At 50.9% G+C, this 12167-nt stretch carries 10 protein-coding genes and 3 pseudogenes; 7 read left to right on the forward strand and 6 right to left on the reverse strand.

Annotation, left to right across the window (positions count from 1 at the left end; genetic code table 11):
• Positions 1–53 precede the first annotated feature (53 nt).
• The 3 genes from JCM10914_RS01925 to JCM10914_RS01935 all read left to right on the forward strand — a co-directional run bounded on the left by JCM10914_RS01925 (position 54) and on the right by JCM10914_RS01935 (position 3351).
• Positions 54–911 (forward strand): DegV family protein, encoded by an 858-nt coding sequence (locus tag JCM10914_RS01925; protein ID WP_023956766.1) that lies wholly within the window; start codon positions 54–56, stop codon positions 909–911.
• Between the two features lie 14 nt (positions 912–925).
• Entirely contained in the window at positions 926–2977 is a 2052-nt protein-coding gene (gene recG / locus JCM10914_RS01930) for an ATP-dependent DNA helicase RecG (RefSeq protein WP_023956768.1), read from the forward strand.
• A gap of 86 nt (positions 2978–3063) precedes the next feature.
• Positions 3064–3351, forward strand: a complete 288-nt coding sequence (locus tag JCM10914_RS01935) for a stage VI sporulation protein F (RefSeq protein WP_036716872.1) — start codon at positions 3064–3066, stop codon at positions 3349–3351.
• Positions 3352–3529: 178 nt separating this feature from the next.
• Here JCM10914_RS01935 and JCM10914_RS01940 read toward each other — a convergent pair whose 3' ends face one another.
• A complete protein-coding gene (locus JCM10914_RS01940; protein WP_023956771.1) occupies positions 3530–4243 on the reverse strand; it encodes an SOS response-associated peptidase in 714 nt (237 codons plus the stop codon).
• A gap of 152 nt (positions 4244–4395) precedes the next feature.
• Between JCM10914_RS01940 and JCM10914_RS01945 the strand changes: the two are divergent.
• Positions 4396–5696, forward strand: a pseudogene (locus JCM10914_RS01945) (NCS2 family permease).
• 74 nt (positions 5697–5770) lie between these two features.
• On the opposite strand, the gene JCM10914_RS01950 reads toward JCM10914_RS01945, so the two are convergent.
• The 5 genes and pseudogenes from JCM10914_RS01950 to JCM10914_RS01965 all read right to left on the reverse strand — a co-directional run bounded on the left by JCM10914_RS01950 (position 5771) and on the right by JCM10914_RS01965 (position 8420).
• Positions 5771–6247, reverse strand: coding sequence for a putative glycolipid-binding domain-containing protein (locus JCM10914_RS01950; protein ID WP_370570215.1), 477 nt, complete (start codon positions 6245–6247; stop codon positions 5771–5773).
• Positions 6148–6387 (reverse strand): hypothetical protein, encoded by a 240-nt coding sequence (locus tag JCM10914_RS29585; RefSeq protein ID WP_231638450.1) that lies wholly within the window; start codon positions 6385–6387, stop codon positions 6148–6150. The genes JCM10914_RS01950 and JCM10914_RS29585 overlap by 100 nt, the downstream gene beginning before the upstream one ends.
• Positions 6388–6452: 65 nt before the next feature.
• Positions 6453–6785 (reverse strand): YolD-like family protein, encoded by a 333-nt coding sequence (locus JCM10914_RS01955; RefSeq protein ID WP_023956779.1) that lies wholly within the window; start codon positions 6783–6785, stop codon positions 6453–6455.
• Positions 6782–8046: pseudogene (locus tag JCM10914_RS01960) on the reverse strand (DNA polymerase IV). The gene JCM10914_RS01955 and the pseudogene JCM10914_RS01960 overlap by 4 nt, the downstream one beginning before the upstream one ends.
• Positions 8047–8057: 11 nt before the next feature.
• Entirely contained in the window at positions 8058–8420 is a 363-nt protein-coding gene (locus JCM10914_RS01965; RefSeq protein ID WP_023956783.1) for a hypothetical protein, read from the reverse strand.
• A 228-nt stretch (positions 8421–8648) separates the two neighbouring features.
• On the opposite strand from JCM10914_RS01965, the gene JCM10914_RS01970 reads away from it, so the two are divergent.
• The 3 genes and pseudogenes from JCM10914_RS01970 (at position 8649) to JCM10914_RS01980 (ending at position 12060) form a co-directional block, all read left to right on the forward strand.
• Positions 8649–9224, forward strand: coding sequence for a TetR/AcrR family transcriptional regulator (locus JCM10914_RS01970; RefSeq protein ID WP_036716762.1), 576 nt, complete (start codon positions 8649–8651; stop codon positions 9222–9224).
• 212 nt (positions 9225–9436) lie between these two features.
• Entirely contained in the window at positions 9437–10477 is a 1041-nt protein-coding gene (locus tag JCM10914_RS01975; protein WP_023956787.1) for an NADH:flavin oxidoreductase, read from the forward strand.
• A 288-nt stretch (positions 10478–10765) separates the two neighbouring features.
• Positions 10766–12060, forward strand: a pseudogene (locus tag JCM10914_RS01980) (arsenic transporter).
• Positions 12061–12167: the final 107 nt, after the last annotated feature.

Here is a 12167-nt window from a genome sequence, read left to right on the forward strand (position 1 = left end):
CGATTATTCGTTTATCTTACATTATTGCAAGGTTAATTATAGGAGGGGTTCCGGTGAATAAGACCGTGATTGTGACAGATAGCACAGCGGATATTCCGGCAGACCTGGTGAAGCAACATAACATTCATATCGTGCCGTTAAGACTTATGTTTGGGGAAGAGACCTATTTGGATGGCGTCGAGATTGCCCCCGGAGAATTCTACAAGAAGCTGGTTCAATCGACACAGCTGCCCACGACGTCCCAGCCATCGCCTGCGGATTTCGTTGCGGTGTACGAATCTATATTGGAACAGTATCCCGGTTGTTCGATTGTATCATTGCATATCTCATCGAGCATGAGCGGGACTTATCAGTCTGCACTGATTGCGACTTCCATGATCGAAGGTGATGCTGATATTACCGTTTGGGATTCCAAATCCGCCTCGTACGGCTTCGGTTTGCTTGTCGTTGAAGCAGCGAAGCTTGCTCAGGAAGGCGCAACGGCTTCCGATATCGTGGCTTCGCTGGAAGAGATTCGCAGCAAGCGCAGGCTATACTTCCTGGTCGATACATTGGAATTTTTGCAAAAAGGCGGACGAATCGGCAAGGCGTCAGCCGTGCTCGGTACATTGCTTAACATTAAACCGATCCTGTCCATCGATGATGAAGGTGTCATATTCCCGGTGGAGAAGGTTCGCGGACGCAAGAAGGCAACCGCCAAAATTATTGAATTGCTAGCGCGGGATTTATCCGGTGTTACCCATGTTAAGGTAGCCGTAGGACATACGGCTGACCCGGCGCAAGTGGAAGAAATTCTGCAGCAATTGTCCACGGTGTTCCAAGTCGAGGAAACAACCCTCTCCGAGATCGGTCCCGTGGTCGGTTCACATGTGGGACCTGGAACTATTGCAGCCTATGTGTGGCCTGCATAAGTGAGGTAGATGATATGAGTCTCAAACTCGATCAAATATCCGTTAGACAGATCAACGGCGTGAGCGCCCTGAAAGAAGGGGAGCTTCACGCCTTTGGCGTCTCTACGGTAAAGGATCTGCTTGAATATTATCCGTTCCGGTATGAGGATTACCGGCTGCGGACACTAAGCGAAGTCAAGGATGGGGATAAGATTACGATCCAGGCCAAAATTGCCAGCGTGCCCGTGTTGCAGCGGTATGGACGCAAATCAAGGCTTACTTGTAAAATGCTGGCTGAGAACTGGATGTTTACGGCTACTTGGTTTAATCGGCATTTTCTCAAAGATCAGTTAACCGCTGGTCGTGAGATTGTATTGACAGGTAAGTGGGACCAGCGCAGAATGCAGCTTACGGTCTCCGAATCGGAATTTCCGGATCAAGGAGCATTTCGCAGCGGCACGCTGCAGCCGGTGTATTCCATTGGGGGGAAAATCACGCAGGCCTGGATCAGGAAGACGATGACTCGGGCACTGGAGCAGTATGCGGAGATGATTCCCGAAATCTTGCCGCAAGCACTGCTCAAGAAGTATGATTTGATGCCCCGCAAGGGAGCGATCATGACGATCCATCAGCCGGTGGGTTCCCGCGAAGGCCAGGAGGGTAGACGGCGGATGGTGTACGAGGAACTGTTTCTGTTCCAGCTTAAAATGCAGGCGTTCCGAGCGCTGAACCGAGAACGCCTGGATGGGATTGTACATACGGCTGACAATGCAACGATTCGAGAGTTTGTACGCAGCTTCCCGTTCGAGCTCACTGACGCTCAGAAGAAGGTGGAACTCGAAATTTTGCATGATATGCGATCAAAATATTGCATGAACCGGCTGCTTCAAGGCGATGTCGGATCAGGCAAGACGATTGTGGCGGCCATAGCGTTGTTTACGACTGTGCGCTCAGGATTTCAGGGGGCGCTCATGGTACCGACGGAGATTCTGGCGGAGCAGCATATGCGTTCCCTGCAAAAGCTGTTCGAGCCTTTCGGCATCACCGTCGGCCTGCTTACGGGAAGCGTAACCGGCAAGAGGCGCAAAGACCTGCTGGCTTCGCTTCAGATGGGGTTAACCGATGTGGTGGTTGGTACACATGCCCTGATCCAGGAAGATGTTTATTTCAGAGAGCTGGGTTTTGTCGTGACGGATGAACAGCATCGATTTGGCGTCAATCAGCGCAGTGTACTGCGCCGTAAGGGTTATAATCCGGACGTGCTCACGATGACAGCAACTCCGATTCCACGGACGCTGGCGATCACAGCTTTTGGCGACATGGATGTATCCACGCTGTCCGAACGGCCAAAGGGGCGAATTCCGATTACAACTTATTGGGTGAAGCATGATTTAATGGAGCGCGTACTCGGATTTATTTCCCGGGAAGTAGACCAGGGACGCCAAGCCTATCTAATCGCTCCGCTCATTGAAGAATCGGATAAGTTGGATGTGCAAAATGCGATTGATCTGCACGTGCAGATGCAGCAAGCCTTTCCTAAGTATGCCGTCGGGCTGCTGCACGGGCGCATGACGCCCTCCGAGAAGGATGAAGTGATGCGGCAGTTCTACAGCAATGAAGTACAACTGCTCATATCCACGACGGTGGTTGAGGTTGGCGTTGACGTGCCGAATGCAACCTTAATGGTGATCATGGATGCCGATCGCTTCGGTCTGTCGCAGCTGCATCAGCTGCGGGGCAGGGTCGGTCGGGGGCAACATGCTTCCTACTGTGTCCTCGTTGCCGATCCGAAGTCTGAGGTCGGTATAGAGCGCATGCAGGTTATGACAGAGACGGAAGATGGATTCGAGGTATCGCGGCGCGATCTGGAGCTGCGAGGACCGGGGGATTTCTTCGGAACGAAACAGAGCGGGTTGCCGGAATTCCGACTGGCTGATATGGTTGCCGATTTCAAGGTAGTTGAGGAAGCACGGGGTGATGCAGCCAGTCTGGTCAGTGACAGCAGCTTCTGGACTTCACCTGAATATGAAGCGTTACGTGTTTATCTGCAAGAAGAGAAGATTTTTCAAGGGGATATTATGGACTAGCCTGTAAGGAATCTGTTGGCACAATGGACGGGCTTCTGTCATATAATCAGAAGGTGACAGCATTTATGACGGGAGGTGTTTTTTCATTGGGTTATCAGCAGTATGGCATTAGTCCGCAGTTGGTAGAGCGGATCAAACTGAAAATGAAAAATCCGGCGATTAAGGAAAAGATCAAAGCTTTGACGCAGAACTTGACCAAGGCCGATCTTCAAAATAGCGCCAAAGTGCATCAATTGGTTCGGAGCGCCAGCGGGATCTTGAATGAGAAGCTGAGTTCGGTTCAGGAGCAGCAGTTGGTACAGTTCGTGCTTGCTCAGAAGATCGATCCGAACAATACGTTTCACCTCATCAAGCTGTGGGGGATGTTCCGTTAATCTTGCGCCTTACGAGACGCTGGGTAGCATACTTAAGGCAGGGAACGGGTAATCGCGAATAGTTAAAGATTCATGTTACGAGTATGTTGGCGTAAGCATAGAAGAAGCCCCTGCGGGAGTTTGTTCTCCATAGCAGGGGCTTCTGGCGTGTATATGCGTGGAAAAGGTGAAGCGCGATTTAGTCGGACCCGCTTACCCGGCGGATGCACTCCGCGGAATCGTTCTTGACGGAATTGACGGTAGTGCTTACCGGCACAGCCTGCAGTTCGCGGTCTGGGTAGGGCTGGAGCAGATTCTTCATCGCTTCGAGCGAGGAGCGATCCGGTTCTTGGTTTCCACCGGACAAGGGATTCCGTTTGAGCCATAGCGCTTCATCGCTTCGCTTCAGTATGACGGGCATCCGATTGTGAATCGGTGCCATCAGCTCATTCGGTTCGGTTGTAATGACCGTACAGGTGCTCAGCCTCTCACCAGACGGCGTGATCCACGTATCGTACAAACCGGCCATGCTAAAGATTTCGCCGCTTCTTAGGCTGATCCGATAGGGCTGTTTGCCGATGTCGGTTTTCTGCCATTCGTAAAATCCGTCTGCCGGAATGAGGCATCTTTTCCGATAAAAGGGTATCCTATAAGCAGGCTTCTCTTCCAGCGTCTCGCTGCGCGCATTCATCATCTTGGCGCTTGCCGCGGCGTCCTTGGACCAGGAGGGGACGAGCCCCCATTGCAACTGCCCGATTCGGTTCGCCGTCCCGTCGTTAATAATAGCCGTTACCATCTGCGTAGGGGCAATATTATAACGGGGCACGTGAAATGGCGTCAGTAGCTCCGGATCTATTAGATATCTTGTCAGCAGCTCTTCCCAGGTGACGGTTAACGTAAAGCGTCCGCACATTGTGTAAGGCCTCCTCGAATTCGATGTGGCTTGCTGCGCAGGTGCAGCATAATGACTTGTCCAGAGTATATCAAACATTGTACAACTTACAAAAGGTTCTAGCAGTTCTAGCATCTTGGGCTAGTACAGCATGATGATTGGAGGCTATACTTGTGTTCGATTTAAAAGCAAACGGTACCTCGGTTAAGACAGAAGTTGTTGCGGGGACCACGACATTTTTTACGATGGCTTATATTATGGTGGTGAATCCGCTCATTCTCTCTCAAGCGGGGGTGCCTTTTGAGCAAAGTTTCACCGCAACGATCATCGCGGCCGTCATCGGGACGCTCCTTATGGGGCTCGTGGCTCGTTATCCGATTGCCGTTGCGCCGGGGATGGGCTTGAACGCTTATTTTACATATTCCGTGGTGCAGGGTCATGCCGGGATCGGTTATATTGAAGCGTTCTCCGCTGTATTTATTGCAGGTCTACTGTTCCTGCTGCTGTCTATGACAACGCTGCGGCGCCGACTGATCGAGATGATACCAGCTAATCTCAAACATGCGATTACGGTTGGCATCGGGTTGTTCATCGCTTTTATCGGACTGCGCATGAGCGGCATCGTGACGGCACATCCGGACAATCTGGTGGCGCTTGGCGACCTGCATCAGCCGTCCGTCATACTGGCCATGGTTGGCTTGGTCATTACGCTGATCTTGTTGGCCAGGAACATTAAAGGCGCTTTGTTCATCGGGATGATCATCACAGGTATCATGCTTATTTTGCGGACATGCTGCATTTCGGCGGCGGCATTGTATCGACCCCCTCGTTGCCGGAAGGGATACTGGTATGGAATCCGATTACGGCGTTGTCCGATGTCTTTACGCACGGGCTATATGCCGTTGTATTCTCCTTCCTGCTCGTGACACTCTTTGATACGACAGGAACGGTTGTCGGTGTTGCGCAGCAGGCCGGCTTGATGAAGGATAACAAGCTGCCACGGGCAGAGCGTGCGATGTTCTCCGATTCGGTAGCGACGGTGGCTGGCTCGATGGTCGGCACAAGTCCAACGACGGCTTACATCGAATCCGCGGCGGGAGTGGGCGCCGGCGGTCGTACAGGCTTGACGTCGGTTGTTGTGGCGGGCTTATTCGTGATTGCGGCATTCTTCAGCCCGCTCGTTGGCGCGGTGGCGGGAATATCGGCCATTACTGCACCGTCGCTCATCATTGTGGGCTGTCTCATGCTGAGCAATGTCCAGCATATCCGCTGGAACGACTTTGACGAAGCCTTTCCCGCTTTCCTCGTGATCCTGACGATGCCGCTCACGTCCAGCATCGCAACGGGGATCGCGCTTGGTTTCATTACGTATCCGCTGCTGAAGATCGTTAAGGGTAAGTGGAAAGCGGTGCATCCATTGATGTACATCTTCGCGGTCTTGTTCGTCCTGCAATTGCTGTTCGTACCACATTAACCACATGGAAATCCCCTGCGAAGTCCAGATAGGACGCGCAGGGGATTTTTGACACTATGCGGGTGTCAGCGAGATCAAATTCGACTCCAAATATCCGCATATTGGGTGACGAGTGCATGTTCGTCTATCTCCAAGTCCGCTTGGAATGCGCCATCATTACTCTCGTAGCGATAGGTATTCTCTCCTGTACGGGTGTATCGCTGGGGAAGCGGAGAGATTTCAAGGCTTGGGAAGCGAACCCAAGCGGCGGTGATCGCCGCACTGTCCCCGGGTTGCAGGCGGAGGCGCCGGATCGCAAGCGTATTGGTGGAAGGGGATATGCCGAGATCGATATCCGTCAGACCGGCTAATGCGCCAAGCTCACGATCCGTCCCGCCTTCCCACCAGCGATTCTCTTCATCTCGTCTCAAGCAGAGATAATGCTCTCCGTCTGCGCCGGAGAGGGCAATCTTTAGCTCTCGGGTCTGCCATTGGTCTGTAATGGCAATCTCATAGGCGCAATGGAAGGATGGTGATCCAGGCTGCCGACAACGGTTCCGTCTAAGATAAATCCAGCATGGTGTTCATAGAGTCGGCCATGCTCCAACGAGGGAGTATCGTGCCTGGTCCAGAGTAGGGACTGCAGGAGATTCCGTGGCCTCGCGGCATTCTGTGCTATCAATCGCGTGTGATCAAAGGTGTGCATTTTCATGGAGTACCCCTTTCTATTTATCGTTTGTATCCCTGCTTAGTCGTCTGCCGCTCAGTAGCGATCCGTTATTCTGTGATCTCATCGGTATCGATCTCCAGCACATCGCTTAGATTGATCCATGTATCGCTGATAAACAGTCGTTCATTGGCGGTGTTGATCCGGGAAATGACGCCGCGGACCGTATAATGATCGTATACCCCGTATACGAGAAGTTGGATCTGGCGTTTATTCTGATACGCGTCGCTGATCTTCTCGGCAATCCACTGCGCCTGCTGCTCATCGAGCAGCGGGTGAGCCTGCTTATGCATCGTTCCTTGCTTCTCAATAATGGCGTCCCGATGCTCGAACAGCATCATGCGACTGGATTCCCATAGACCGTTGCCTGTTAGTTTCTTCATTTGTAGTGTCCTCCGATCTTGGCGTTCAGGAATTTCAGCTGACTCGTTTGGGTGAGCGATGAGCGAAGTAGACGGAGGAGGGGCCAAAATGGTTGTTGATGTCGTCCATGGCGTGCTCCAGATCCATGAGCCGCTCCCGGTCTCCGAAGAGGGACATCTGGTAGACGGCATCGCTCTGTAGTTCGCCGAGCGAGACCCATATTTTGCGAACCGGGCCGCCATCCCAGTGCTTGCGGAACAGCTCCTTGGCCGCTGCGTACACTTCGCGGGACAGGTGGGTCGGCTCTGGAATCTTCATCTGGCGCGAGAAGCCGACCGGCCGGTCGAAGTCGGCGCCCTGGGCACCGGCATGCACGACGTTGCCCATATAACCTTTGGCTCTCGCCCGCTGACAGATGAGCATGGACAGTTCATTCAGCACCACGTCGATGTCCTGCTGATCGCGATAATCCACAGGCAGCGTGGTCTGCCGACCGATTCCCTTCTGGCCCTCGAACGCGTCCGGCGTGACTGGGGAATCGTCGTAACCGTTGGCGGTTCGCCACAATACCTCGCTCCAGATATCACAGTTTTTCCTCATATGACGCTTCATCCTGGATTTGAGATCAGGCAGAGGGGTGTGCGCCAACTCGCCAATCGTCTGAATGCCGATCCGGGCCAAATGCTTGGTCGTGCGCGAGCCCACACCGAACATTTTGTGCGCCGGGCAGGCCCAGAGTGCATCCATATTCGATTCGCTTAGTTCAAAGATGGCGTCTTTGTTCTTCTTGGCAAAGTTATCGCAGGCCAGCTTGGCAAGGATCTTGTTGCGACCGATGCCGACCCGGGTATGAACGCCGGTCTCATACCGGACACGCATCTGGATGTGTTTGGCGAGCTCGGCGGGCGTACAATTGAAATGCGCCAGACTTGCCGTCACATCGACGAACTGCTCATCAATGCTGAAGGGTTCCACTTGGTCGGAATACGATTCAAGTATGCTCATGATTTGCAGGGACACCCGGATGTAGGCGCTCATATGCGGCTTCATGACAATCACATCCGGGCATTTCTGCTGCGCCTGCCACAAGGCTTCGGCTGTTGTGACTCCATAATCCTTCGCGAGCGGGCAGGCGGCAAGAATGATGCCGCTGCGCCGGGAAGGGTCGCCAGAGACGACCAGAGGTTTATGTTTGTACTCGGGATGGGCTGCTTTTTCAACAGAGGCATAAAAGGATTGGCAGTCCGCGAGAAACACGACGCGCTGCGAGCGTTTATGCATGATGATTCCTCCTATTCAAGCGAAATGTGAAGTATTTCCGCCAGCCGTATCTGAATATCGGCCCTTACAAAATCCCACATGAGTTCCATATCATGCTGATACCCGCGGCAGCGGTAACGGATGTGGATGGAATGTTGCCGGCGCTGGGTATTCAGAATGGCAATGCCACGCGCGCGGCAGCTGCGCTTGAGCGCTGCAAGCTTCGTAAACGTCATCTTCTGCACGGCCTGCAGATGCTGCAGGTAATCGGGGCTGATGCCGGAAGGTTTCATGCGGTGGATGTCCTGTTCCAGCACGTCCAGTACGAGCGGCAGGATGACGCATTCCTTGACGGATAGCAGTTCCTCTTCGGTTTGCAGCGGAGACGCGGACATCGGTACAGCCTCCTCCCGTTCTTCAAAATGCTCATTCTTATTATATACAGAACAAATGTTCGATATGCAACTGGAAAATGTAAGGGGTAGTAATGGTTTGCGAGTTGTTTGTTATCAAGGCTTGTATCAATTTCATACTGCGAACGTTGAGGTAGTAATAAAAGTACTCATCCATAAGACTGGCGAATTTTATTTGACTATATAGTCAAGAATTGATAAAGTAATCTCATGAGCAGACCAAGAGAATTCGATATTGATCATGTTTTACACCAATCTATGGAAGTGTTTTGGGACAAAGGATACAAATCTACTTCCTATGAGGACTTAACTCGTATGACAGGGGTTAAGAAGCAAAGCTTGTATTGTGTGTTTAACGACAAGCGCTCTCTATTCCTCAAGGCTTTAGCCCACTATCGTGAACAACGTATTTCGAACTTGAAAGAGCTGGAGGAGCAGAATATTTCTCCACTGGAAAAGCTTGAATCCTTATACAACTCTCTGCTGCATGATGAAGAATTGTGCCGCGGATGCTTGATGGTAAATACCGCATTGGAGTTTGCTAAGGATGACAAAGAGGTCACCCGCGAAATAGAGCTGATGTCCGCCGAAACTAAACATATACTAGAGAAAATCATCAGCAGCGGTCAGAAACAGCAGTTGATTACGACCCGTTTTTCCAGCAGCGTGCTTGCAGCTTATTTAAACAACGCTATTTCCGGCTCCAAGATTTTAGAAAAATCAGGAGGATCTCGGGAACAGATCGAGGCGGTCTTGCGTACGTCTTTTGCACTTATTTTGCCTTGATCTTTTTTTGCCAAGTTATTGACCGTGTAGTCAAAAATGGATAGCGAATATTGATATTGGTCTTACAACGTGATAATAAAGGAGGTGGTGCTTAAGGAACGCCCCTTTGGATGAACATCTAGATATTAAATAAAACTAATCTTAACGCGGGCCACATTGGCCCCTGTGATACTGTCTAAACATTTAAAAATCAATTAACTTTGGAGGCTATCATGTCTAAAACACTATCAGTAGAACCCCTATTTAAACCGTTTGAATTAGGCAACTTGAAATTAGCTAATCGGATCGTAATGGCACCGATGACCAGGCAATTTTCTCCCGATGGAGTGCCTGGCGCTAATGTAGCTTCCTACTACCGTCGCAGAGCCGAGAACAACGTAGGACTTATCGTGACAGAAGGAACGATAGTCGATCATCCGGATGCGTCGAATCAAGCTAACGTTCCGCATTTTTATGGTGAAGCTGCATTGAACGGCTGGACAAATGTAGTGTCTGAAGTACATGAGGCAGGCGGACGGATCATTCCACAAATTTGGCATATGGGAGCTCGCGGTCAAGTGAATGACTATTCGGAAGAGGAAATTGCTGACATCGTTCAAGCGTTCGCGCAGGCGGCCTCTGAAGCCAAGCGACTTGGATTTGATGGCATTGAGCTGCATGGTGCACATGGATACTTAATCGATCAATTTTTCTGGGAGAAAACCAACCAGCGCACCGATCGCTATGGTGGTGACATGCTTGCACGCACACGTTTTGCAGTTGAGGTGATCGAGGCTTGCCGTCAGGCCGTTGGAACCGGATTCCCGATTGTACTGCGCTTATCACAATGGAAATCGGGGGCTTATTCAACGAAATTAGCTGGAACACCTGAGCTGCTGGAGCAGTTCCTAGCGCCACTCGTTGCTGCAGGCGTCGATATTTTCCATTGTTCCACTCGCCGTTTCTGGGAGCCTGAGTTCGAGGGCTCTGACCTGAATTTTGCAGGATGGACCAAAAAGCTAACTGGCAAGCCGACGATTACGGTTGGATCTGTTGGTCTTGATGGTGATTTTACAAGTCTTTTCGCTGAAGGGAAGGGAGCTGCTAGCGTCGGAATTGATGGATTGATTGAAAAACTCGAACGTGAAGAATTTGACCTCGTTGCCATAGGACGTGCACTATTGATTGATCCGGCTTGGGTAACTAAAATTCGGGACGGCCGGACAGACGAATTGGTTCCTTTTACACCTGATGCATTACAAACATTAAGTTAAGTGTTGAATTAGCATAATATGCACGATGAAAAGCAGTGACAGGCTTGAAGTTTGGGCCTGCACTGTTTTTGCGTGTCCGCTTCACTTTCCACAAACTTAAGCAACCCGTTTGACCGTGAAGTTATGACAAAATACAATAGAACGCACATCTTTTGCACCAGAGAAAAACAACTTGCACAGTAGCGGTATATGAATTTCTGTGATCAACCCTTCTCAGAAAGGTACATGGAGCATAGAGTTGAGGGAAGATTACATTCGTGATTATGGTGCAATTGGAGGGCTTGTTCATTGATTTCCGTTGTCCTGGCTAGCGTTATATTTATCATCACTTTAGTTTTAGTTATTTGGCAGCCTAAAAATCTGTCCATCGGATGGTCCGCATGCGGAGGTGCGATACTCGCTCTTCTCGTTGGAGTGGTCGATTTTCAGGATGTGTGGGATGTCACCCAGATCGTGTGGAATACCACACTCGCTTTTGTCGCGATTATTATCATTTCCTTAATCCTGGATAAAATCGGTTTGTTTGAGTGGGCTGCTTTACATATGGCGATTGCCGCTCGCGGAAACGGCGTCCGAATGTTCGTGTATGTATCACTGCTGGGCGCCGTCGTGGCGGCCTTTTTCGCGAATGATGGGGCGGCGTTGATCCTGACCCCGATCGTGCTTGCCATGGTGCGAGCGCTGAATTTGGACGAACGGAAGGTATTCCCGTTCATCATTGCAAGCGGCTTTATTGCCGACACCACTTCGCTACCGCTCGTAGTCAGCAATCTGGTGAACATCGTATCAGCGGATTTCTTCGGCATTACGTTTATCGAATACGCCAGCCGGATGATCGTTCCGAACTTGTTCGCTTTAGTGGCCAGCATACTTGTGCTTTATTTGTTTTTCCGCAAAAGCATCCCGCGAAAGTATGATGGGGCACAGCTTAAACATCCGTCAACAGCGATCCAGGATCATAGCATGTTCCGTTTATCTTGGATCGTATTAAGCGTGTTGTTGATCGGTTACTTTGTGTGCGAGTTTGTCGGTATCCCGGTTTCGATTGTGGTCGGGTTTATTGCGGTGTTCTTCCTGCTCATGGCACGAAAAAGTCCGGCTGTGCAGACCAAGGAAGTGCTTAGGGGCGCCCCATGGGCGATCGTATTTTTCTCGATTGGCATGTACGTGGTCGTCTATGGTCTGCGTAATGCCGGTCTTACCGATCTCTTGGCAAGCGTCATACAGAGCATCGCGGATCAAGGGATGTTCGCGGCAACCATGGGGATGGGATTCATCGCCGCGATTCTGTCTTCAATCATGAACAATCTGCCGACGGTAATGATTGATGCGTTAGCCATCGATGCGACGAGCACGTCGGCCGCCGTTCGCGAGGCATTAATCTATGCTAATATCATCGGCGCGATTTAGGTCCCAAGATCACGCCGATTGGCTCGCTGGCCACCTTGTTGTGGCTGCACGTTCTTTCGACCAAGGGCGTGAGGATCAGTTGGGGGACGTATTTTAAGACAGGGATTATATTGACGATCCCCACCTTGATGATAACGCTCTTAGGTTTATATCTCTGGCTGACCCTACTTTAACTATAGGTTAATAGAACAAAAGGGATACGGAGAAACAAACGTTACATCGCAGGTTCAGCATAAATGAGCGAACAACAACCCGGTATCTAGTTCAGATACCGGGTTGT

The organism is Paenibacillus sp. JCM 10914, assembly GCF_001315105.1.
In the GTDB taxonomy this organism is placed as follows: Bacteria; Bacillota; Bacilli; order Paenibacillales; family Paenibacillaceae; genus Paenibacillus_AQ.

Excerpts from the sequence above, each read along its gene's own strand:
- recG (WP_023956768.1), top strand. The coding sequence starts at position 926 with ATGAGTCTCAAACTCGATCAAATATCCGTTAGACAGATCAACGGCGTG.
- JCM10914_RS01940 (WP_023956771.1), bottom strand. The coding sequence starts at position 4,243 with ATGTGCGGACGCTTTACGTTAACCGTCACCTGGGAAGAGCTGCTGACA.
- JCM10914_RS29585 (WP_231638450.1), bottom strand. The coding sequence starts at position 6,387 with ATGAAAATGCACACCTTTGATCACACGCGATTGATAGCACAGAATGCC.
- JCM10914_RS01955 (WP_023956779.1), bottom strand. The coding sequence starts at position 6,785 with ATGAAGAAACTAACAGGCAACGGTCTATGGGAATCCAGTCGCATGATG.
- JCM10914_RS01965 (WP_023956783.1), bottom strand. The coding sequence starts at position 8,420 with ATGTCCGCGTCTCCGCTGCAAACCGAAGAGGAACTGCTATCCGTCAAG.
- JCM10914_RS01970 (WP_036716762.1), top strand. The coding sequence starts at position 8,649 with ATGAGCAGACCAAGAGAATTCGATATTGATCATGTTTTACACCAATCT.
- JCM10914_RS01975 (WP_023956787.1), top strand. The coding sequence starts at position 9,437 with ATGTCTAAAACACTATCAGTAGAACCCCTATTTAAACCGTTTGAATTA.